The following is a 21,133-nucleotide window of genomic DNA, read 5'->3' on the forward strand; positions in this document are numbered from 1 at the left end:
CCCCTCATGACCCACTGGTTTTATGGATTCAAAAATTACGTCAGCAAAAAACGCGAAGATATTGTCCACAGATCTTGTGGATAACCCTGTGCATAGACAGTAGAAAAGCGAGCATAATCGCCTATAAATCATGCCCCGAGACGATGTGTTCATTTTTTGATCTATATTTTTTCTTTAAAGAAATCATATAGTTATACTATTTACCAAGAGATTTTAACGAGATTGTCACTTTTTCGTTCAGAAAAAGAGCATTGACAACAAATCTGTGTACAACATTGGGGCATTCTCACGTTACCAAGAGTGACACCCTGATACAGACACGCACATAACACCAAGGAGGTGAAACGGGGAAGAAAACGCAAGGAGGGGAAACCCCCGGCTATTCTGACAAAACACCAGAATAACCAGGGCTAAACACTAGGTACTCATCAGCCGAATGCTTGCAGCCCGGTCTGGGCCCGGCCCAAGATCAGGGCATGGACATCGTGGGTACCTTCATAGGTATTCACCGCTTCCAGATTCATTACGTGGCGAATCACATGATACTCGTCACTAATGCCATTGCCGCCATGCATATCTCGAGCCTGACGAGCAATATCAATGGCCTTGCCACAGTTATTGCGCTTCATCAACGAGACCATTTCCGGCGCCCAGTTTCCCGCATCTATCAAGCGCCCTAATTGCAGCGCCCCTTGCAAACCTAAGGTAATCTCAGTCTGCATGTCCGCCAGCTTTTTCTGAATCAGCTGGGTAGCCGCCAGCGGGCGGCCAAATTGTTTGCGGTCCAAAGTGTACTGACGAGCCGCCTGCCAACAGAATTCAGCCGCACCCATGGCTCCCCAGCTGATCCCGTAGCGCGCTTTGTTCAGGCAACTGAAGGGCCCCTTTAAGCCCTCCACGTCCAATCGGTTTTGTTCCGGTACAAAGCAGTCATCCAGCATGATCTGACCAGTGATCGATGCCCGTAGAGAGAACTTGCCTTCAATCTTCGGCGCGCTAAACCCGTCAAAGCCCCGCTCTACCACAAAGCCGTTGATCTTACCGTCTAGGTTCGCCCACACCACCGCCACATCGGCTATTGGCGAATTAGTAATCCACGTTTTGGAACCATTTAACAGGTAACCACCATCCACTTTTTTAGCGCGAGTGCTCATGGAACCCGGGTCAGAGCCGTGGTCTGGCTCGGTAAGACCAAAACACCCCACCCATTCGCCACTGGCCAACTTTGGCAGGTACTTGTTGCGCACCGCTTCACTGCCAAAGGTATAAATGGGAAACATCACCAGGGACGACTGCACACTCATGGCGGAGCGATACCCGGAATCCACCCGCTCTACTTCCCGAGCCACCAAGCCGTAGCTAACGTGGTTCACTCCCGCGCCACCATATTGCTCAGGAATGGTGGATCCAAGAAACCCCAGTGCCCCCATTTCTGTCATGATCTCGCGATGAAAAATCTCGTGCCGGTTCGCCTCAAGCACCCTGGTCATCAGTTTACTTTGGCAGTAATCCTGCGCTGCATCACGGATCATCCGCTCATCGTCGCTGAGCTGAGTTTCCAGCAATAGCGCATCATTCCATACAAAAACACTCATGAATCTACCCTCTCCAGCACCATGGCAACGCCCTGACCTACGCCAATGCACAAACTAAGAAGTGCATAACGACCGCGGGTTCGCTCCAACTGACGCATGGCAGTCAAGACCAAACGCGCACCGGACGCACCTAACGGATGGCCGACAGCAATAGCGCCACCATTTGGGTTCAGGCGCTCATCATCCCCAGCCAAGCCCAACTGCTTACAGCAGCCCAGCACTTGGGCGGCAAACGCCTCATTAATTTCAATCACATCCATCTGAGCTAACGCCAGGCCCGCCCGGGCCAATGCCTTGTTGCACGCATCCACCGGGCCTAGGCCCATAACGCGAGGCGCCACTCCGGCAACCGCACCAGACAGAACTCGAGCACGGGGAGCAATACCCGCCGCCACACCAGCCCTACGCGAACCCACAATCACTGCCGCCGCCCCGTCATTTATCCCAGACGCATTACCCGCAGTAATAATGCCACCATCGACAATAGCAGGCAGTTGTCGCAACTTATCAACGCAGGTTCCGGGGCGGGGATGTTCGTCGTCAGCCACACGCAGTGGTGTCGCCTTGCCCCCCTGGGGCACCGTAACCGGTAACACTTCCTGCTGATAAAACCCTTGCTCACGGGCGACCTCATAGCGTTGTTGAGACTGTATAGCAAAAGCATCCGCATCTTCACGGCTAATACCCAGGTCGTGCGCTACATTCTGTGCCGTCTGCGGCATAGTATCGGCACCAAACTGCTTGAGCACTTTCGGGTTAGGGAAGCGGGCGCCGATAGTGCTATCGAAAACTGTCATCTCCCGGCTAAACGCTTTTTCTGCTTTGGCCATTACATAAGGGGCACGGCTCATCGATTCCGTACCACCGGCAATGATCAACTCGCCCTCGCCCACCGTCACCATACGTGCCGCATCCAATGTTGCGGCGAGGCCGCTGCCACATAACCTATTCACGGTGATCCCCGCCACGGACTGCGGCAACCCAGCTAATAACCCGGCATGACGAGCCACATTACGGGCATCTTCCCCCGCCTGATTAGTATTACCAATGACAACATCTTCATACAGAGAAGCCGCAAAGCCATTTCGCTGTACCAGTTCGCGAATCACTCCGGCCAAGAGGTCATCCGGGCGTACCGATGCCAGAACGCCGCCATGGCGACCAAAAGGGGTACGCAGACCATCGTAGATATAGGCATCAAGCATTACATCCTCCCAGGAGTTACACGCTCAAGCGGCAAAGAGACCCGATATGTTGGTAGAAAGGCCTCTCTCACCCATTTCATTCTGTTCAATCACACAAAGCATTACGAAATAAGGTGGGGGGCGGAAAAAGTGCTTTCAGCCAGTCAATATCCTTAGCGTGTTGTAGCGTAAAGGTTACCGTCTTCCGATCGCTACGTAGAATTCTATTTTTAAATTTCAGAGCAAAGTAAGCAGTAGCCAGAGTGCGATACAAATGATAATCGCTGACAAAGGCTAACCAATATCGTGTGCCTGCCATCGCTACAACCTCGCGTGACTACACCACCGTTATTTTTAGGGTATCCGGAATGGGCTCTTCTTTGTGTTGGCAATGCCAATGCTAACGTTGCGGAATTGCGATAATGGCGCAATGGGCGTGAAAGCAGCTACAAGCTTAAAACTACAAACCACGAGGCGATGAAAACGGCGTAACCAGCTGAGCTGCACATATCTACGTATTTCAATCAAACCGGTAACACAGACACCGCCTAGCTGTTTATCCGTGGCTCGCCCGCGCTTTGTAGTGTGTCGCTTTAAGCTCCTCCTCCTAATCAGGCTGCGAAATACCAAATACCGTTACGCTCTTCGCGCTGCACTTTGCCTTGCTCCAGCAGGCAGTTGAGATGCGCAATGCTTTCCCCCATTGCAAACATCATTTGCTGCACATCCAATTCGCGCTTAAACATTACCGGCAGCATATCGTGAGCATTATGGGGCTGCTGCCCACAGGCAACCAGCACCTGCTCCAGCTGCTGCGAATGATGATCCACTAACGCATTAATGCGCGCATGCAACCCGCGAAATGGCAGCCCGTGGGCGGGCAACACTAGGGTGTCTTTAGGAAGCGCATCGCGTATCACTGTCAGGCTATCGACAAATGCCATCACCGGATTAGCCTCAGGCTCCGTGGGACGTACCATTAAGTTACTGGAAATAGTCGGCAGCACCTGGTCGCCACTGAGTAACACGTGGTCTTTCTCGCGATACAGGCACAGATGCTCCGGCGAATGGCCACGGCCAATATACACCTGCCAAGGCTCACCATTAATAAGCAGCAAATCGCCCTCGCCGATAAAGTCCGGGGATTTAGGCAGCGGCATAACCACGCGGCGAAAGCCATTACCTTTACCCGCCACTTTGTTCAGGTCGTCACCCAATAGTCCATGGCTGGCAAGAAACGCTTTGAAACGCTCAATAGTTTGAGCATCAGAGGCAGTACAAATACTGTCAGCCAGCTGCCACTCACCATGACTCATCGTCACCGGCACCCCACAATGCTGCTCAAGCCAACCGGCCATGCCAAGATGGTCAGGGTGGTAATGGGTAACAATAACCCGAGTTACGGGTTTGCCGTCGAGCTGTTCAGCCAGCAACTGCTGCCAAATTTCGCGACTGCGCCGCACCCCAAGACCGGTATCCAAGATGACCCAGCCATGGGTGTCTTCAAGCAACCAAAGATTGATATGGTCAAGAGCAAACGGCAACGGAAAACGCAGCCAGAAAACACCTTCGGCAACCTTGAAGCGTTGACCCGCCAACGGCAGCTCAGTAAAGGGATAATCTAGTGACATAAGGGACCTTTTGTTTTGGCGAACAGGGGGGGATCATTCGATACACAGAAAAAACCAGTACCTTTTGCCGTGCCACTGGTCTGTGAGCACAACGACAGGCCTGGCGACAAACCGTTTTCTTTGTAAACCCTGTGACTTTGGCGATAAGCCATCATTGATAGGAGCACGATCATGCGCGCTTGGTGTATTGAAGAGAAGCAATTGCAACTGCATAGCCTTGAGGCACCGCAGCCCGGACCGGAGGAAGTCCAGGTACAGGTCAAAGCCATCGGAGTGAATCGGGCCGATCTGCTGCAGGTTCAAGGCCGCTATCCGGCCCCACCCGGAACCAGCAGCCGCATTCCTGGGCTGGAATATGCAGGGGTCGTCAGTGCCATTGGAAAACGAGTTCAAAAACGAAAAGTCGGCGATGCGGTAATGGGCCTGGTGCCAGGCTGCGCCTATGCGGAGCAAGTGATTAGCCATGAACGCGAAACACTGACGATTCCTCAAGGCATTACTTTTATTCACGCTGCCACTTTGCCCGAAGCCTTTCTCACCGCCTACAGGGCATTGTTTCTGGAAGGCGGCTTGCAGCCGGGCCAGTGGTGCCTTATACGCCCGGCCACCGCCGGCGTCGGCCTCGCGGCTACACAGCTGGCCATCACGCTTGGCGCCCGCCCCATCGGGGCTAGCCGCGAGCCAAACAAACTTGCTGCCGCCAACGACCTGGGGCTTGTGGCTCAGGTCCGCGAAAACGGCACCTTTACCGCACAGCTCAACACCATTACTGACGGGGAAGGCGTAGCTGTAATTCTGGATATGGTCGGCCCAGATTGGAACGATCTGCTCGGCGGCCTGCGCGCAGAAGGCAGCTTGGTGAGTATCGGTGTATTGGGCGGCTTGAACACTGAGCTGAACTTGGGCGCACTGCTGATGAAACGCCAGACACTGAAAAGCATGACTATGCGCAGTCAGCCACTGGAGAAGCGAATTCAGCTGGCGCAGGTTTTCAATGACCGGTTGGCGCCTTTGTTCGCCAACGGCCAATTGCGACCGCTGCCACTGGAAACGTTTTCCTTCGAAAACGCCATCGAGGCCCACAAGCATATGGCCAGCAACGACTTCAGCGGCAAGCGAGTGATTGTTGTCAAATAATAAAAGGGCCAGAGGAAGCATTGCGCCCCACAATAAAGCAGTATTTAAAATACTATTTCATGCTTGCTGCATCGTCCTCAATGACCAAAATGATCAGTGCCAATCCCTTAAGCACAGAGGCCTGCGGGTTCCTCGAAACAAAAAAAACGGGTACCCAAGGCGGGCACCCGTCAAAAGACACCACTAAGGGGTTAGCGGTGTGCGCTACAATAGAGTTTGAATAGCTTAAAGGTTTTCAGAGGTTCCTTTAACTTTCCTCCGAGTCGGGCGTTTCGCGGCAGGCTTTTCGGGTTGCTCTTCGGCGTCATCTAGTGCCTGAGTCAATTCCTGCACCCGTTTTTCAAGCTGTTCGATCTCCCGCTTGTTCGGCAGGCCTAGACGGGATAAAGCCTTGTTAAAACGGTCATCAAAGGCTTTTTCCATTTTTTCCATCGTCTCGCCGGTATGATGGCGAACCCGTTCTTTAATCTCTTCCACCCGGGATTCGGTTTTATCCTTGGTATGCCGCTCCACTTCCCGGCCAGCTTCCACCAAGGCATCAAAAAAACCGCTGCCCTCTTCCTCAGCGCGAGCAAAAGCGCCCAGACCGGCTAGCCAGATCTGATGAGTGTATTTACGAATGTCTTTTGAAGCCCCGCTCAGGGCTTTCAGCGGGTTTTGACGCCCGTCTTTTTCGTTCTGGTTCTGTTCTTGGTCGGACATAGCCCAAACTCCCGAAGGCAATTCCACGAGCGAATGCAGCGGGAAAACAACACACAAACATTATCAACGCGTGGGGCGAATTATAGAGGGGTAGAGGCGCCTGATATCGACAAATTGTAGAACAATAAATCAAAAGTGATCCAAGACAACGCTTGCAATACCGGGTGCCCAAAATTCGAACCAACGATACTATTTATCCACATCATCCTTGTCTATGACGCCCTGCTGTCGCCCGCTGATCAAACCAACACCCCGCGCTAGGCTTTTGGCTCTTTCGCGAAGCATGTCCCGTGACCCGCCCGTTAGCATGTCCATGAAACGCCGACGAAGCCGGTCTTCAAGCTGTGACGCGCCCTCATCCAGGCGACGATCTACTTTGCGCTCAATCCGTGGACCTAGCCAAAAGTGGCCGATGAGACCCAGTAGAATTAGAGTTAGCAGTGAAGAGCCTGCTGCTGCCGCAAACAACAACCACCCCAAGGTGGCTATATCTATCTGCAGCACCTGCATTCAACTAATCCCAAATATAAACACAAGCTGGAAAAGGCCAGCCATGGCGCCAAGAAAGCCGCCGACCACAATCAGAATCCACTCGTCTTCCTGAAAAGCCGGTCGCAGCAAATCCTGAAACTCATCGGAACTCAATGCCTGCATACGCTCAGACATCAGCCGCTCGACAATCTGACCCCGCTCTTTGTTGAATCCCTGGTCCTCAAAAGGCTCCACCGCCAAGTCCACGGCCTTCTCTTCCACCGCTTTTTTCAAGTCAGCGTAACCCTCTGGCCCTACCGTAAGCTGGGCGGCGGTTCGCACCACCCCACCATTAAGCAGCGGTTTGAGATGACGTTTAATTAACGCTTTGGTGCGATCACCCCGCGGCCCATTCACCACCTGGTACATAATGTTGTGCAAGGTAATCACTTTGGCCGTGGAGAGACGAGCAAAGGACTCAGCCACATCTTTCTGACGCTTTAAGAATAAACCCTGAATCCGGAATGGCCCGACCTTGATCGGGTTCAGTGGGCGGAAAATCAGGTTCAGGGCCAGCCAGTTTGTCGCAATACCCACAATGAAGCCGAACAGTGGCAACACCCAGTTTTCTGGGAAAAAGATAAATACAGGCACCTGGATTAAGCCAAATAGAAAACCGAAATACAGACCGGAGTTAGTAACAAAGCGGAATTCGGGATCCCCCACTTCGCGGAACATCTGCACCATGAGCTGCTTGTCTTCGCTCATCTGGGTGATAACCATATGTTTCATGTCAACCAGGTTATCAAGATTACGGCTGATGTCGTCGACCACATTATCCATAACGGCAGGAATGGCGCGCCGAGCACGACTATAAACCCGCTTGCGCACCAGCAAAGGCAAGTTTTCCCACAGAACGGCATTGCGTTCGGTCATCACCTCGTCGGTGTACTCTTCGATACGGAGCTGGATAGTACGAGTGAGGTGGTCAGCGATTTTTTCCGGTTCCATTTCGCGGAAAAATTCATCCAAGCTGCCCAGCTTGGATAGCGCCTTATCCACCACAATGCCGGCCATTTTTTCCACCTTGGAGGGGATAATGCCCTGCCAGCCGAAAAAAGGACGGATACCCAGAAATTCCAGGGGATAGAAAGTCATCTGCACAGCCATCCAGTTGGTTGTCCAACCGACGGCTCCAGCGATGAACGGAATACTGACGTACTTCCAGAAATCCGGGTACGCAAGCAAAGATTCCAGCATTGAAAAACAACTCCCCTTCAAGGGCTGGTGCACTGTAACTCGACAGTGCTAAGGCGAACAGGTCCCGCGTACACCCATCCAAGTCAAAAAAGCCAATGTTGTTTAATTATGAAAATGCATAGTATAGGGAGCAGTCATGCCAAATATAAGCGGCATCGCGTAATTTTTGGCAACAATAAGAGACCGGAACGATCACTCCGGGTCAACATAAAGACAGGATAACGCTGCCACCATGCCTGAAACCGGTAGTTTCCCCCAACTTATTGTGCTGGGAGGCCTAGAAAGTGCCCTTAATCAGGTGCTCACAGGTACACAGCACGGTCGAGACCATCTCGCCGCCCTCCATGGAACCGTGGTGCGAGTCCGTGCCGAACGCCCCCGGTCAGTCCTGTATGTGCTGATCTATGAAGATGGCGTGGAACTGCTGACCGACTACGAAGGCAATGTGGACATTCGTGTGCGCGCACCGCTGGGGGCCATGATTCACTGGTTGTTTAGCAGCGGCCCACTGGAAGACCACGAATCATTGCGTGTAATCGGCAGTGAGCAGCACATTGCCCTGCTCGCTGAACTAATAAATCAATTCAGTCTCTGGCCGCTGATCCGCAACTGGCTGGACGACCATGTAAGGCTCAAGGAGCTGCTTGCCCTATTACGCCGGGAAGACCCAGTCTGGCTTGAGCAATTAGCCACCCTACCCCAACAGGTCGGTCAGCTGGCCGAACAACAAGCCCAACAACAGTTACTGCAGGAAGACATCCTTGAAGAACTGCGTCAGCTGCGCGGCGAGTTGCAACGGGCGCGCAAACTGGATCAGTTCTTTACTCTCACCGGCATGCTGCTGATTCTGTTGTCGCTAATGAAAGCGTCCAGCTTGTGGGAAACCACTTGGCACGCCTTACAACAAGATTTCCTGTCACTGGCCATGCTTAGCCTTGGCATTGCCTGCTTGGTGGTCCGGTTACTTCCTAAACGGCTCCCTTAAAAGCCGGACATTATAAAACATAGGCATAGCGAACCAAGTACGGGTCAGGGTTTGTCCTTGCGTCCGAAAATATTCCCCAGGCGCTCACCCACCATTTCCGCACTGCTACGTGCCAAGTTACGACTAGCGCCTTCCAGTAACTCTTTAGACGGCAAATTACGCACGCCTTCCGCCAACCCTCGTCGAACCCCGTCTTCCACTCGATCCGAAAGAACCTGCGCCGCTTTTTCCACCTGCTCATCCAGCTCCCGTTGCAAGCTGTCACGTAAACGGGGCTGAAAATAAAAATTCGCCCATACACCGACAACCAGCAGAGTACAAAAAGAACTGAGTAGTGCCGACGCGACAATCCATGTAACTGACATGATTTCTTCCTCTGCGTGGTCCCGATTCAGGCCCCGGCCTAAAGCAACCACGTGTATAAGGGGGCCGGCATTATTGTTAAGTAGCGCTGTATAAGAGTATGACCCGATACCGGACAACCGTGAACCCGCTAGAATCTTTGCAGCAGAAATAGAAGTGGAGGCCAGCAACGACTGAAACCTCTGCTCGCAGAAATTAACGAGGCTCTCGCATTATCCAGTGCTAACATCAACATCTCAGCCGGGCCGTTACCGGATTGACTCACTCGCCATGAATCCACACTTAACGGATTTCGCATCACGTTGAATGTACAGATCGCTCACATGAGGACAGCGGGGCAGATACAGAGACGTCGGGTCAACGATACACTGAAACTACTGCGCCAACCGACGGGACGCGGCCAGCGAATTCTGTCACCGCAGGCACAAAACAGTCCGGCCAAAAATAACGTAGACGGATACTGAACAGGCCCCACACAAGACGCTCAATCACGCTTCTTTGACACAGGCTCCCCAAGCAGACTTATTCGACACGCTAACGCTCATACTCGCTAGGAGCCCAAACCTTATGGCTTGCGTGCAACCAACACCGCACGGCGTGGTGCCGGGTAACCTTCACGGGTAAGGCTATGATCCTCGGGATCTAAAAAATCAGGAAGCGACTGGAAACGCATCCAGTCGGTAGACCGTTGCTCTTGCACCGAAGTGTTGCTTTCGTCCACACAGCGCACATCCACAAAGCCGCATCGTTCCAACCAGCGCGAGAGCATAGCCACCGACGGCAAGAAAAACACATTGCGCATCATCGCATAGCGATCTTGCGGCATTAACACCGTACATTCATCCCCTTCCACCACTAGGGTTTCCAATACCAGCTCGCCACCAGCGCACAGCGCCCCCTTTAACTCCAATAGGTGATCCAGAGGCGAGCGCCGATGGTACAACACCCCCATGGAAAACACCGTATCAAACTGCCCGCCTTCTGCTGGCAGCTCTTCCATACGCAGAGGCAGGAACCACACAGGTAAATCCGGCGCAAAACGACGTACCGCCAGATATTGCACCAAGAACAGAATGGTCGGGTCGATCCCCACCACGCAACTAGCCCCAGCAGCTGCCATACGCCAGCAGTGATAACCACTACCGCAGCCCACGTCGAGAATCCGTCGCCCCTGCAACGATGACAAATGCGGTGCTACCCGTTGCCACTTCCAGTCCGAACGCCACTCGGTTTCCACCGGAACGCCAAAAAATTCAAATGGTCCTTTGCGCCACGGGATCAACCCCTGCAATGCGAGTTTCACAGCCTCTTCATTCTGCTCACCCGCTCGTCCAATGGTCAGCGTGTTCTGATCCAGTGCGCAGTTCGTCGGCCCAGCCGGTAGAGCATCCAGTGCCGCCATCCAGCGTGGTAGGTCACCGTGGGGACGCTCGACCAGGCGCTGACGCGACAGCGCCATAACGGCAGACAAAATTTGCGGAGAAAACAGGGGCTCAAGCCCACGTTCGCAGGCCTGCAGGTAATCAGTAAGCATTAACGCACAGCCAGTAATGAAACAAAGTTAAAACAGCGGAACCAGACATGAATCTGGCGGTAGCCCGCTTTTTTCAGTCGCGTCTCGTGGGCCGCCAGGGTTTCCGGAATCAGTACATTTTCCAGCGCATTACGCTTCTGGCTGATTTCCAGATCGGAATAGCCATTATTGCGTTTGAACGCATGGTGCAATTCGGTCTGCAAGGCATTCTCAGCGTCATTGGCGAAACGGATTTTCTCCGATAGCACCAGGATGCCACCAGGCACCGTGGCATCGGCCAGGCGTCGAATCAGGGCATCACGTTTTTCCAGGGCGATGAACTGCAAGGTAAAATTGAGCACCGCCATGGAACAAGAATTGAACGCCATCTCTGCCACATCGCCTTCTTGCAGTGTCACCCGATGTGCCTGACCAGCTTGAGAGAGCAAGTTCTCGGCCTGCTCAATCATGGCCCGGGAATTATCCACCGCAACAATAGGATTACCGGTGTCCCCGGTCAGGGTCGCCATGGCAGTGGCGGCGGCCCCTAGGGAACACCCCAGGTCATACAGGCAAGTATCCGGCTGCGCGTACCGGGCCGCCAGCACCCCAATCATGTCGATAATAGTCGGATAGCCCGGCACCGAGCGGCGAATCATGTCCGGAAAAACCCGCACCACTGTGTCGTCGAAGGAAAAACGCCCCACCTGCGAGTGTGACGTGGCGTAAATACGATCTTGTTGATCAGACATAAAGGCCCCTGTATGCATCTGCGGCGCCGATTATAGCGAGGAGCTGAGCCCGGAAGAAACGCTTATTCGTCCAGGCTAACGGGCACATTACGCCCCTACCGTCGGGCTATCCTGGCAAGAGAGGCAAAGCAACGACCCGCCGAGAACACCATGTAAACAAACAGCACAAATGCTAAACATTACATAATAGGTTCTTCGCCTGCCCAAGCCCATTGCCCCTGCTTTCACAACAAGAGGTTCGCAACAATCTAGATACAAGCCTTTAGGCCCGAGCAGAAGAATTAAAGAGCATACTCGCCAGTTTAAAACGCAGTTAACACAATGAATTTAATGATGAAAAAAAACCTATAGGGTGGCAATATTCACACAAAACCAATAAACAATAACTGGATTAAAAATCATTAAACGAATGGGCTTAAGCATGATGCTTGCCTGCTAATTGGAAACCACCGGAACCATCTTGCGAGTGTTGAATATGCTCATATTCCGCCATCACGAATCATTTTCTTTTCTTACCACCAGCGCCATCGGTCTCACCCTTTGTGGGCTCGGGCTAACCTTTAATAGCATTGAGTGGCAGCTGATCAGCATGGCCAGCTTTTTTGGTGGAATCATGTTGGCCGCCTATGGCTGCGTGCTCCACGCGATACAGAACCATCAAGCATGGCGCGTCGAAAGCGCACTATTGGTAATATTTATGGTGGTCTTACTTGCAGAGCCCTTGCTACCCACGGCAGTACAGGACACGTTAATATACCTTATGCCGTAACCCCCAAGTACTTGAACAAAGCTTGCTTCATGGCCGCCAGAGAAAGAGGCTTAATCAATTGTCCATCCATACCCGACCGAGACATTCGCCCAGAGTGTTCGCTAATCGCATGGGCGCTCAGTGCTAGTATCTGGCAAGGGTTCCAGCCGCGCTCTGCCTCCAGATCACGAATGTGTCTAGCACAGGCAAAGCCATCCATCACCGGCATATCCAAATCCATCAGCACCAAATCCAGATTACCGCTCTGCACACCAAAAGCATCAAGCCCTTGTTGACCATCTTCAGCGACAATAATGTGCACAACCCCAAGCCGTTGCAGATACCCCTTTGCCACCATCTGGTTTACCGGGTTATCTTCAACGATAAGGACACGCAAATTGGAGACAGATTCCACCGCCGCTGGTTCAGTGATAATTGGAATCACACCCGGCACATGGCTTCCCAATAATTGCTGAAGATCAGAGACTGTGATCACCGATCGGCGCAGCACCAGGACATCGCCTGGCAGCCACTGCGGAGGGGAGCAGCGCATACCGATCAACAGTAGAATGTTGATGTCAGCCGAGTTCAAGCGTGTCATCTGTAATGCTTCCCCGAACAACGCCTGATCAGGCAAACCATTGATCAGCAAGATACCACTGTCCGCCTCTGCGTTAGGCTCAGCGAGCTGCCCAACAGTCTTGATCATCTTCACGGTCTGAAAACGCGGATCATCAATCAACCAATCAGCCAGGCTCCCCTGCACATCCCAGAGCCAGCTGGCAGGCGGCAGTTCAGCCATCATCGGGACCGTTTCTTGATCGCTGGCCATCTGGACACTGAAGCTGAACCGCGAACCCTGCCCTGGTGCGCTGTGCACATGGATCTCTCCCCCCATCAGCTCGACTAACTCACGGCTGATAGACAACCCCAATCCCGTACCCCCATAACGCTGTGCTGTATTGGCTGATGCCTGTGTGAAACGTTGGAACAATTGGGCCTGTTCCACCTGACTGAGCCCAATGCCCGTGTCAGCCACCGAGAAAGTATATAGCGGCGCCTCGCCATACTGCCGACGGCATACTAAAGACAATACGACCCGCCCATTACGGGTGAATTTCACCGCATTGCCAACCAAATTGATCAAGATCTGGCGCAAACGAATAGCGTCACCCACTACGTCCGATGGCGTCTGCGGATCCACATCCAGAATCACTAGCGTGCCGTTGTCACTGGCCGGCAGATTGAACATTTGCACACACTCAGCCAGCAACACCGGTAGGTCAAAGTGCTCTTCCACCAACTCCAGCTTGCCTGCTTCAATCTTGGCGAAATCCAGCACATCGTTAATCAACGCGGTTAAGGTACGGCCAGCGCTGTCTATTAAGCTGATGTACTCCTGCTGGCGAGGTGATGGGTCGGTCTCACGTAACAACTCGGCCAACCCAATAACGCCATTCAACGGCGTTCTAATTTCATGGCTCATACGGGCGAGAAACAAACTCTTAGCTTGGCTTTCAGCACGGGCATTGATTGCTCTAGAATTAGACCAATACACCCATAGAGCCAAGCTCAACACCACCATATAAAGCAATACGATGCCCAGCATCATCCAAACTGTGGCCCGCGCTTTCTCATTGCGAGCATTACCCAATAGCTGGTCAGCCAAGGAAATCAACATGGCGGATAAGCCATCCACTGATTTCATGACACTGCGGCTACGATCATAGGCATCCGTCCAAGACACCTCGATCTGTGTGGCCAAAATCAGTTCCTGTTCAGACCACGTCAAAAACGACAATAAACTTCCCCGCACTAACCCCCATTGTTGCTGCAGCTCGATGGCTCCGGTACGTGCCGCCAGTGCCTTGATCTCACTGTCGATGATAGTCACCTGATGTTGCAGCCGCTGCCAGGCATTTTCCAGCCGGCGGACATCATTGTCGCCCAGGTAGCCGCCCCGTAGGCTCACATATAATGACAACGACCTAATCAAGCCGATATCTTCCTGCACCTGCATGAATGAACCCAAGGGAAGCGACAGCACTTCGTTGGGTTCCAAGCCCTCACCTATCGATAAGTCCGACACAAACAACACCGTGGACAAAACCGTGCTTAGCCGCTGGGTAATTTGGTTCACGTTATCAAAAGGGCCAACCACATCTTCCATAGGAATGCCGGTTTTCACCGTCAAGTCGCTCCAAGCCTCACTGAGTAAGCGGGCCTGATCACGTAGCCCAGCAGTATCGCGTTGCCGTACGCCGTGGAGAAAGGCCTGCAACCGACTGCCCGCGCGGGAACGGCTAAGCTCGAAGCGCGAGACGATCCCCGGTTCCTGGGTATAAATAGCCGCCGAGGCCAGATCTCGCATATCATTAAGAGGCGGCACGGCCTCCAGCCCCAGGTCAAACAAGCCCACATCTGCACGCATGGTATCGTAGGTATCCAGCAGCCCTAGGCGATGCTGAAGCAAAAGCGCCGAAGCGATAGCAAATGGCAACGTGATCAACGCAAACAGCAGTAACATGGCCGCACTGGTTCGCAGACCCACAACCGGCAGCCTCGGAACTGATTGCGCCCCATCTTGTGACGCAGTATGTGATGGCTTTTCCATCGGCCTGCCCTGAAAAAGGTTATGCTCGTAGTTTGCCACGTGGGAGGGCCTGAAAAACCCCCTGCATGGCCTATAAGGGTATAAATGCTTAGGACACCTGTGAATAACGCCTTGCACACTAAGGCTTTCAGGCTGGTCCCCCCCCAGTTGGACCAGGTAGAGAGGAGCGCACTTCTGAAGGCCTGCGGGTTGCCTGTCGAGGCCGTACAACAACGGGATATCCCGATAACAAGATAATAACCTCCCCTATGCTGCGATCTATGAATGTAAAATTTTGCTATCTGTTGCCCGCCTTTATCTGGGCCATTTCGCTGGCCGGCTGTGCCAGTAAAACGGCCCTGGAAACCTCAAGCGCACCATTGCACGTACAAAAGTTAGACAAATCCGCCCTGAAAGCCACAGGCTCGGAAAACCAAGCCCGCGCTCTACCCGCGCACAAAGCGCAGCTAGCGTTCTATCAGGCCCCCAAAACCCTGGCAGGCCTCCAACTTGACGGCGAAATCAGCTCCGAATACGCACGCACCCTGCGTTACCGAGGGCCCAATAGCAAAGAACAACTTACCCTTACCCTCTCAGGCTTACCCACAGGGTGGGATAGCATGCCTGCGCATCGTGCCGTAGCAGGCTACTACAGCGAGCTTCGCCAGCGCCGGGTGAACAAAGCGTTAAGCAACAGTGCCTATGCTCTTAGCATAATCAGCGAACAACTGGTCGACCTAGAAGGAAACCCGAGCGCGCAATCACAAATGCGCTGGATAGAACCCAATCGACCGATTCAGAACCAAGCGTTACTGGTCACACTGATCAATAACCACTTCGTTCGCATCAGCAATGCCAGCTACCAGCAAAAAACACGCTGGTTACTGCAACAGGCCAAGCGTGCCCTCGCAGAGTTCAAGGCAGCACAGGCCGTGACGGCACCCTGAACGCAACATGTTATTATTTCGCCTCACTGGGAGGTTCGCTAACCATACCGGCTTCATTAACGCTCCCGTGTTGGCAACCCTGATCCTCGCCCACACAAATGGGCCCTCTTCTTTATGACAGCAATTGATTTCGCCCTGCCTAACTGGGGTGGCCACGCCATTGTCATCGGCGCTGGGCTGGCTGGCGCCACCACCGCCCGAGCCCTAGCCGAACGGGGCTGGCGAGTAACCGTGATCGACCCTCAGGGCATTGCCAATGGCGCGTCCGGAAACTTAGCAGGCGTGGTATACAGCACCCCTAGTCCTCACCTAACCCCACAGAACCGTTTCTACCAAACGAGCTACCGCCATGCATTAACTTGGCTATGCCGCCACGGCTTTCCTGCCAGTCACCGCGACGGCCAACTCAACGGCGTGATTCAGCATTTCGTCAACGACAAACAACGGAAAAAGCTCACCGCTGCCATGGACAGTGGCGCCTGGCCAAAGGATTTGCTGCGACCGGCCAACGCCGCCAATGCCGTAGAACTGGTGGGCGGCGGCTATCTGCGCCCAGATCGCTGGTGCCAACATCTTCTCGACCACCCCGCCATCGTGTTGCGCCATGAAGCAGTAACGTCACTCCATGAAGGGGCACCCGCTAGCGTATGGCTAACTCACAGTGGGCCGCTTGAAGCCAATGCTGTGATCGTTTGTGCTGCCGGTGCCAGCCAGCAGTTAGGCGGTTTGGCCTGGCTTCCCCTCAAGCAGATACGAGGCCAGGTCAGCTATTGTCAGGCCACCGATACATCCCGCCAGTGGCAACAGGCACAATGCCACGGAGGCTATCTAACACCCGCGTTGGACGACCTACACTGTGTCGGTGCGACGTTTAATTTGCACGATAGCCACCCTGCGCCCACGGATGCCGACGATGCCGAAAACCTTGCACAGCTAAAATATTATCTTCCAGATGCTTGGCAGGCTTTGGGGGGCAATGCCATTGCGATCAAACACCGCCGCGTGGCCTTTCGTTGCCAGAGTGTGGACTTTTTGCCCTTGTGTGGCCCCTTGCCTGTAGCCACCGACAACCCCCACCGTACAGCCACAGGCTTGTATCTCAACCTTGCCCACGGCAGCCGAGGGATTACCGGTACACCGCTGTGTGCTGACCTGTTAGCCGATCTCATAAGCGGGCAATCGTTACCCATAGACGCACAATTGGTTGACGCCCTGGACCCTGCACGGTTTATTGTTCGCAAACGCAAAAAACAACCGGAGTGGAAACCATGAATTTAGTGAGCGTGCCTGTCACCGCCCTGTATGCCGCCCTGTGCGGTTTTCTTATTATCGCCCTAGCCGCCAACGTAGTCCGTTACCGTTTGGGTAAAAAGGTATCCTTAGGGGATGGTGGCCACGAAGATGTGAACCGCGCCATTCGCGCCCACGGTAACACCATAGAATATATCCCACTGGCACTGATATTGATGGCCTTGCTGGAAATCAATGGTGCCGGCAATACCTCCTTACACCTCTACGGCATTGTGCTGCTGGCCGGGCGTATATCCTACGCCTACGGCATGCTGGTTCCGCACAGCAGCATCAACCAGGCCCGCCAGATTGGAGTGCTGTCATCCTGGATCGTCATCGTCGCCACTAGCATTCAGTTGCTGGTGAGCAGCCTCTGAAATCGCAAGCTTACAAACATAGAAAGCGCCTTTCGCGCTTTCTCATTTAAACCGCTTAACCCGACACTATTTATGCCAATCATTGTTCCTTGGAAAGATCTGCCCCCCGACACACTGCACAACCTGATTGAAGAGTTCGTGACACGGGAGGGTACCGACTACGGCGATACCGAGATCGCCACTGCTACCAAGGTGGAGCAGGTCCGTGAGCAGTTGAAGAAAGAACAGGTATTTGTGCTATTTGATGACATTACCGAAAGCGTTTCCATATTAAGCAAGGAACAGCTCACCGACATTGAGAACGGACAGTAATCACAGGTTGCTGCTAATTCTTAAGTTATTCGCTGTGAGCGCTGTCTACCCCCTGCCGTATACGCAATGTCACCAATACCGTGCGCAAATGCGGAACCGGCACATCAAGACGGTCAGCGATAGCGACTATATTGCCAACAATGGCCTCCAGCTCGATAGGCCTATCATTCAAGTAATCCAGCGCCATAGAGTTTTTATATGCGCCCATGGCGCGAGTCCCCGATATATTCTTCTCGATGATGTCGGGGGGCATGGGGTAACCATCAGCCTCAGCCACCGCTATCACCTCTTTCATCAAAAGGCGGATCAACGCTTCGCCACCTGGAGCATCAAGCATGGTCAACGTATCAGCACCGTTGGCCAGCACGCTCAACGGATTGAACGATGTGTTCCAGACACATTTGCGCCAACGCTCGCCAACCACCGCATCAGTACCGTTGACATCGATACCGCCCTCGCGGAACAAATTGGCCAACTGTTCGCAGTGCTGATCAAAACCCTTTGGAAAATTCCCCATCACCAGCTGTCCATAGGCCTGGTGATTAACGGTACCCGGCCCGGTGCGGCTCACAGCAATGAATGCCAAACAACTTAGCAATGGATTGTCGGGGAAGGCATCGGCCAGCTCACGTTCAATATCCAGGCCGTTCTCAATCAGCACCAGTGCGGTGTGATTTCCTAACCAAGAGCGAACGAGTTCTGCCCGGTCTACACCCGGCAACACCTTGACGCACAACAACACATAATCTGGCGTTTGCAGCGGGGTTTCACCAGGCTGATAGACATGATCTGGAGTCCACGAAAGGTCACCCAGCGGGCTAGTAAAGCGGAAACCAGAGGCTTTCACTGTCTCATAATCTGAACGCAACACGACACTAACCGCACACCCTGCCCGTTTCAGGATCGCGCCATAAAAACTACCAATGGCACCAGCGCCTATCACCACAATGTGGGGCTTAGCCTCCGCGCTTTTGAGGATCATTGCCTCTATTCTCCTAACAGGCTGCGTTCTTGTTGGGGCCCAAACAACGCCGGCAAACCGAGCATGACAAACAAACCCATCGCCGATGAATACAAAGTGCTGACTCGCTGATGAACCTCACCTGACGCCCGCGGCAACAACAGCACGCCACCGAGTATGTTTCATACGCCCAGGTTATCGAAAGTTCAAACGAGGTTTGTTCATGAAAAATAAGCGCGAGCCGTTCTCACACAGAACCTTCACCAACCACAAGGCTGGGGGAACGCTGCAGGCTGAACAGGAAAGTATCCACATAATCCGGCGCGGCATCCGCCAGATCAAAAACTGACGGATCCAACAACCAATACATGATCACGCCATTGAGCAGGCTATGCAGCAATGTCACCGCACGCCCAATGTTTAACCCTGCAGGCAGCTGCCCTTTGGCAATAGCATTCCTGAAAGTCGTTTCCAGTCCGTCAGACGCATCCCTGCACGCATCGCGCTGGCGCAATAGCAGATCCCGATTCTCATCACTGAACTCGCACTTCTGAAAAATGATCTCGAAAACCCGGCGCTGGGACGGATCCTGAGCCACTTGCTGTAACAAATACACCATAAACTCACGCAGGCGTCCCATTGGATCCGCCTCATCATCCGCCTCTGCCCGCTGGGCTAAGGCCTCAAATGGCAAGCGCCGACGGTCCGCCATGGCCACAAAGACATCATGCTTATTTTTGAAGTGCCAATAAATCGCTCCGCGCGTCACTCCCGCCTCACAGGCAATATCATGTAATGAGGCAGACAACACGCCCTTGCGATGAAAAACTTGTTCCGCCGCATCCAAGATATGGGTACGGGTTTCCATCGCTTCTGCCTTGGTGCGCCGAACCATTGGAGACTCCCAAATGGAATTGACAGTATTTTGTTCAAGTTAGCCAAAAGATCTATACATACATTACTGAATGTATATACTGAACCTGATTCATTTTTCATGCAAGCACCACAAGCCGTCTTTAATGGACAAGCTGATGGCGTGCTATAGCGTGTTTCCAAGCACTGAGGTGATTATGCGCAGCGGTTTCATTCTCCCCCTGATAGCAGGCGTACTCGCACTGCAGCTAAGTGGCTGCGGCGATGCCGGCCAATCCGGCCAACAACAACAGCAACAAGCACCCGAAGTCGGCTTTGTCACCGTCAAGGCGGCCACCGTCACCTTGAACCGGGAACTGCCCGGGCGAACCACTGCACACCAGGTTGCCGAAGTGCGGCCCCAAGTCAGTGGTGTGATAGAAAAGCGCCTCTTTGAAGAAGGCCAAGAAGTAAGCGCGGGGCAACCGCTGTACAAAATAGACTCACGCACCTATCAAGCAGCGGTGGCTAGCGCCCGAGCGGAGCTGGCCCGTGCCACTGCCACCCTGAATTCCAACGACTTGCGAGCCAAACGCTTCAAGAAACTGTTGGATTACAAAGCGGTGAGCCAGCAAGAATACGACGAAGCTCAGGCCCAGCTGGATGAGAACAAGGCCGCCGTAGCCGCTGCACGTGCCAATCTGCAAAGTGCCCAGATCAATCTGGATTACGCCACGATTAAAGCGCCAATCAGCGGGCGCATTGGCCGCTCCAGCGTCACCCCCGGTGCTTTGGTCACCGCCAATCAGGCAAACGCCCTGGCCACCATTCGCCAACTCGACCCGATCTACGTAGACCTGACCCAGTCAAGCAACGAGCTGCGTCAGCTGCGCCAAGCCATGCAGGCCGGTGAGCTGCAACAGGTCAGCGACGACGAAGCACGCATTACCCTAATACTCGAAGATGGCTCCCACTATAAGGAAGCCGGTGCCCTGCAATTTTCCGAATTCGCCGTGGATGAAAGCACCGGCTCAGTCACCTTGCGTGCCCTATTTCCCAACCCGGACGGCGAACTGCTGCCCGGCATGTTCGTTCGCGGCCGCCTACCGGAAGGTCAACGCAAGGATGCCATTCTGGTTCCCCAAAAAGGCATTACCCGCGACCCGACCGGCCAAGCCTACGCCATGCTGATCGACGACAATAATCAGGTAAAAAAAGTGAAAGTCAGCACTGAGCGCGCAGTCGGCAACCAGTGGCTTATTGCCGACGGACTGAAAGACGGTGATCGCCTGATTGTGGACGGCCTGCAACGGATTCAGCCCGGCGCTCCGGTTTCCCCAGTGGACACAGAAAAAGCCAACGTCGAGCCCGCACCCGCACAGCAAGAACAACCCCAGTCCCCCGCCAGCGACGCTGGCGAGGCACAAAGCGCAGCGCAATAATACGCAACGACGAGAAAC

The 21,133-nt window shown here is 53.6% G+C and carries 19 protein-coding genes; 7 read left to right on the forward strand and 12 right to left on the reverse strand.

Annotation, left to right across the window (positions count from 1 at the left end; translation table 11 throughout):
* Positions 1-428 precede the first annotated feature (428 nt).
* The 3 genes from Y017_RS02030 to Y017_RS02040 form a co-directional block, all read right to left on the reverse strand.
* Complete coding sequence (locus Y017_RS02030; RefSeq protein WP_035458513.1) at positions 429-1,595, reverse strand: acyl-CoA dehydrogenase; 1,167 nt, start codon at positions 1,593-1,595, stop codon at positions 429-431.
* Positions 1,592-2,800, reverse strand: coding sequence for a 3-oxoadipyl-CoA thiolase (locus Y017_RS02035; RefSeq protein WP_011588267.1), 1,209 nt, complete (start codon positions 2,798-2,800; stop codon positions 1,592-1,594). The genes Y017_RS02030 and Y017_RS02035 overlap by 4 nt, the downstream gene beginning before the upstream one ends.
* Positions 2,801-3,390: 590 nt before the next feature.
* Positions 3,391-4,410: an MBL fold metallo-hydrolase gene (locus tag Y017_RS02040; RefSeq protein WP_011588265.1), complete on the reverse strand. Its 1,020-nt coding sequence runs from the start codon at positions 4,408-4,410 to the stop codon at positions 3,391-3,393.
* 171 nt (positions 4,411-4,581) lie between these two features.
* Here Y017_RS02040 and Y017_RS02045 point away from each other — a divergent pair, with 171 nt between their 5' ends.
* The gene (locus tag Y017_RS02045; protein ID WP_035458517.1) at positions 4,582-5,547 is read left to right on the forward strand and encodes an NAD(P)H-quinone oxidoreductase; all 966 of its coding nucleotides are present in this window, start codon (positions 4,582-4,584) and stop codon (positions 5,545-5,547) included.
* Between the two features lie 225 nt (positions 5,548-5,772).
* Here the strand turns inward: Y017_RS02045 and Y017_RS02050 are convergent, their stop codons facing one another.
* The 3 genes from Y017_RS02050 to Y017_RS02060 form a co-directional block, all read right to left on the reverse strand.
* A complete protein-coding gene (locus tag Y017_RS02050; RefSeq protein WP_035458520.1) occupies positions 5,773-6,249 on the reverse strand; it encodes a phasin family protein in 477 nt (158 codons plus the stop codon).
* Between the two features lie 189 nt (positions 6,250-6,438).
* A complete protein-coding gene (locus tag Y017_RS02055; protein WP_035458523.1) occupies positions 6,439-6,759 on the reverse strand; it encodes a hypothetical protein in 321 nt (106 codons plus the stop codon).
* Complete coding sequence (locus Y017_RS02060; RefSeq protein WP_081737553.1) at positions 6,760-7,980, reverse strand: DUF445 domain-containing protein; 1,221 nt, start codon at positions 7,978-7,980, stop codon at positions 6,760-6,762.
* Positions 7,981-8,212: 232 nt separating this feature from the next.
* Here Y017_RS02060 and Y017_RS02065 point away from each other — a divergent pair, with 232 nt between their 5' ends.
* Entirely contained in the window at positions 8,213-8,965 is a 753-nt protein-coding gene (locus Y017_RS02065) for a hypothetical protein (RefSeq protein ID WP_035458525.1), read from the forward strand.
* 44 nt (positions 8,966-9,009) lie between these two features.
* Here the strand turns inward: Y017_RS02065 and Y017_RS02070 are convergent, their stop codons facing one another.
* From Y017_RS02070 to Y017_RS02090, 4 genes are all read right to left on the reverse strand, one after another.
* Positions 9,010-9,330, reverse strand: coding sequence for a hypothetical protein (locus Y017_RS02070; RefSeq protein WP_011588259.1), 321 nt, complete (start codon positions 9,328-9,330; stop codon positions 9,010-9,012).
* Positions 9,331-9,893: 563 nt separating this feature from the next.
* Positions 9,894-10,862, reverse strand: coding sequence for a tRNA 5-methoxyuridine(34)/uridine 5-oxyacetic acid(34) synthase CmoB (gene cmoB, locus Y017_RS02075; RefSeq protein ID WP_011588258.1), 969 nt, complete (start codon positions 10,860-10,862; stop codon positions 9,894-9,896).
* Positions 10,862-11,593 carry a carboxy-S-adenosyl-L-methionine synthase CmoA gene (cmoA, locus tag Y017_RS02080; protein WP_035458527.1) on the reverse strand — a complete coding sequence of 244 codons (732 nt, stop codon included), beginning with the start codon at positions 11,591-11,593 and terminating at the stop codon, positions 10,862-10,864. Before cmoA ends, cmoB begins: the two co-directional genes overlap by 1 nt.
* A 758-nt stretch (positions 11,594-12,351) precedes the next feature.
* Complete coding sequence (locus Y017_RS02090) at positions 12,352-14,892, reverse strand: ATP-binding protein (protein WP_231483330.1); 2,541 nt, start codon at positions 14,890-14,892, stop codon at positions 12,352-12,354.
* A 323-nt stretch (positions 14,893-15,215) separates the two neighbouring features.
* Between Y017_RS02090 and Y017_RS02095 the strand changes: the two genes are divergently transcribed.
* From Y017_RS02095 to Y017_RS02110, 4 genes are all read left to right on the forward strand, one after another.
* A complete protein-coding gene (locus Y017_RS02095; protein WP_011588255.1) occupies positions 15,216-15,881 on the forward strand; it encodes a hypothetical protein in 666 nt (221 codons plus the stop codon).
* Positions 15,882-15,995: 114 nt separating this feature from the next.
* Positions 15,996-17,153 carry an FAD-dependent 5-carboxymethylaminomethyl-2-thiouridine(34) oxidoreductase MnmC gene (gene mnmC / locus Y017_RS02100; protein WP_011588254.1) on the forward strand — a complete coding sequence of 386 codons (1,158 nt, stop codon included), beginning with the start codon at positions 15,996-15,998 and terminating at the stop codon, positions 17,151-17,153.
* Positions 17,150-17,548 (forward strand): MAPEG family protein, encoded by a 399-nt coding sequence (locus tag Y017_RS02105; protein WP_035458533.1) that lies wholly within the window; start codon positions 17,150-17,152, stop codon positions 17,546-17,548. The genes mnmC and Y017_RS02105 overlap by 4 nt, the downstream gene beginning before the upstream one ends.
* 72 nt (positions 17,549-17,620) lie before the next feature.
* Positions 17,621-17,860, forward strand: a complete 240-nt coding sequence (locus Y017_RS02110) for a YheU family protein (RefSeq protein ID WP_011588252.1) — start codon at positions 17,621-17,623, stop codon at positions 17,858-17,860.
* 25 nt (positions 17,861-17,885) lie between these two features.
* Here Y017_RS02110 and Y017_RS02115 read toward each other — a convergent pair whose 3' ends face one another.
* The gene (locus Y017_RS02115; protein WP_035458535.1) at positions 17,886-18,842 is read right to left on the reverse strand and encodes a ketopantoate reductase family protein; all 957 of its coding nucleotides are present in this window, start codon (positions 18,840-18,842) and stop codon (positions 17,886-17,888) included.
* 226 nt (positions 18,843-19,068) lie between these two features.
* Positions 19,069-19,716 (reverse strand): TetR family transcriptional regulator, encoded by a 648-nt coding sequence (locus Y017_RS02120; protein WP_011588250.1) that lies wholly within the window; start codon positions 19,714-19,716, stop codon positions 19,069-19,071.
* A gap of 136 nt (positions 19,717-19,852) precedes the next feature.
* Here Y017_RS02120 and Y017_RS02125 point away from each other — a divergent pair, with 136 nt between their 5' ends.
* Positions 19,853-21,115 (forward strand): efflux RND transporter periplasmic adaptor subunit, encoded by a 1,263-nt coding sequence (locus Y017_RS02125; protein ID WP_231483332.1) that lies wholly within the window; start codon positions 19,853-19,855, stop codon positions 21,113-21,115.
* The last annotated feature ends 18 nt before the right edge of the window (positions 21,116-21,133 follow it).

The organism is Alcanivorax sp. 97CO-5, from assembly GCF_000524665.1.
Taxonomy (GTDB): Bacteria; Pseudomonadota; Gammaproteobacteria; order Pseudomonadales; family Alcanivoracaceae; genus Alcanivorax; species Alcanivorax borkumensis.

Excerpts from the sequence above, each read along its gene's own strand:
- cmoB (WP_011588258.1), bottom strand. The coding sequence starts at position 10,862 with ATGCTTACTGATTACCTGCAGGCCTGCGAACGTGGGCTTGAGCCCCTG.
- mnmC (WP_011588254.1), top strand. The coding sequence starts at position 15,996 with ATGACAGCAATTGATTTCGCCCTGCCTAACTGGGGTGGCCACGCCATT.
- Y017_RS02040 (WP_011588265.1), bottom strand. The coding sequence starts at position 4,410 with ATGTCACTAGATTATCCCTTTACTGAGCTGCCGTTGGCGGGTCAACGC.
- Y017_RS02115 (WP_035458535.1), bottom strand. The coding sequence starts at position 18,842 with ATGATCCTCAAAAGCGCGGAGGCTAAGCCCCACATTGTGGTGATAGGC.
- Y017_RS02035 (WP_011588267.1), bottom strand. The coding sequence starts at position 2,800 with ATGCTTGATGCCTATATCTACGATGGTCTGCGTACCCCTTTTGGTCGC.
- Y017_RS02095 (WP_011588255.1), top strand. The coding sequence starts at position 15,216 with ATGAATGTAAAATTTTGCTATCTGTTGCCCGCCTTTATCTGGGCCATT.
- Y017_RS02070 (WP_011588259.1), bottom strand. The coding sequence starts at position 9,330 with ATGTCAGTTACATGGATTGTCGCGTCGGCACTACTCAGTTCTTTTTGT.
- Y017_RS02105 (WP_035458533.1), top strand. The coding sequence starts at position 17,150 with ATGAATTTAGTGAGCGTGCCTGTCACCGCCCTGTATGCCGCCCTGTGC.
- Y017_RS02110 (WP_011588252.1), top strand. The coding sequence starts at position 17,621 with ATGCCAATCATTGTTCCTTGGAAAGATCTGCCCCCCGACACACTGCAC.
- Y017_RS02030 (WP_035458513.1), bottom strand. The coding sequence starts at position 1,595 with ATGAGTGTTTTTGTATGGAATGATGCGCTATTGCTGGAAACTCAGCTC.
- Y017_RS02125 (WP_231483332.1), top strand. The coding sequence starts at position 19,853 with ATGGCGTGCTATAGCGTGTTTCCAAGCACTGAGGTGATTATGCGCAGC.
- Y017_RS02055 (WP_035458523.1), bottom strand. The coding sequence starts at position 6,759 with ATGCAGGTGCTGCAGATAGATATAGCCACCTTGGGGTGGTTGTTGTTT.
- cmoA (WP_035458527.1), bottom strand. The coding sequence starts at position 11,593 with ATGTCTGATCAACAAGATCGTATTTACGCCACGTCACACTCGCAGGTG.
- Y017_RS02065 (WP_035458525.1), top strand. The coding sequence starts at position 8,213 with ATGCCTGAAACCGGTAGTTTCCCCCAACTTATTGTGCTGGGAGGCCTA.
- Y017_RS02050 (WP_035458520.1), bottom strand. The coding sequence starts at position 6,249 with ATGTCCGACCAAGAACAGAACCAGAACGAAAAAGACGGGCGTCAAAAC.
- Y017_RS02120 (WP_011588250.1), bottom strand. The coding sequence starts at position 19,716 with ATGGTTCGGCGCACCAAGGCAGAAGCGATGGAAACCCGTACCCATATC.
- Y017_RS02045 (WP_035458517.1), top strand. The coding sequence starts at position 4,582 with ATGCGCGCTTGGTGTATTGAAGAGAAGCAATTGCAACTGCATAGCCTT.
- Y017_RS02060 (WP_081737553.1), bottom strand. The coding sequence starts at position 7,980 with ATGCTGGAATCTTTGCTTGCGTACCCGGATTTCTGGAAGTACGTCAGT.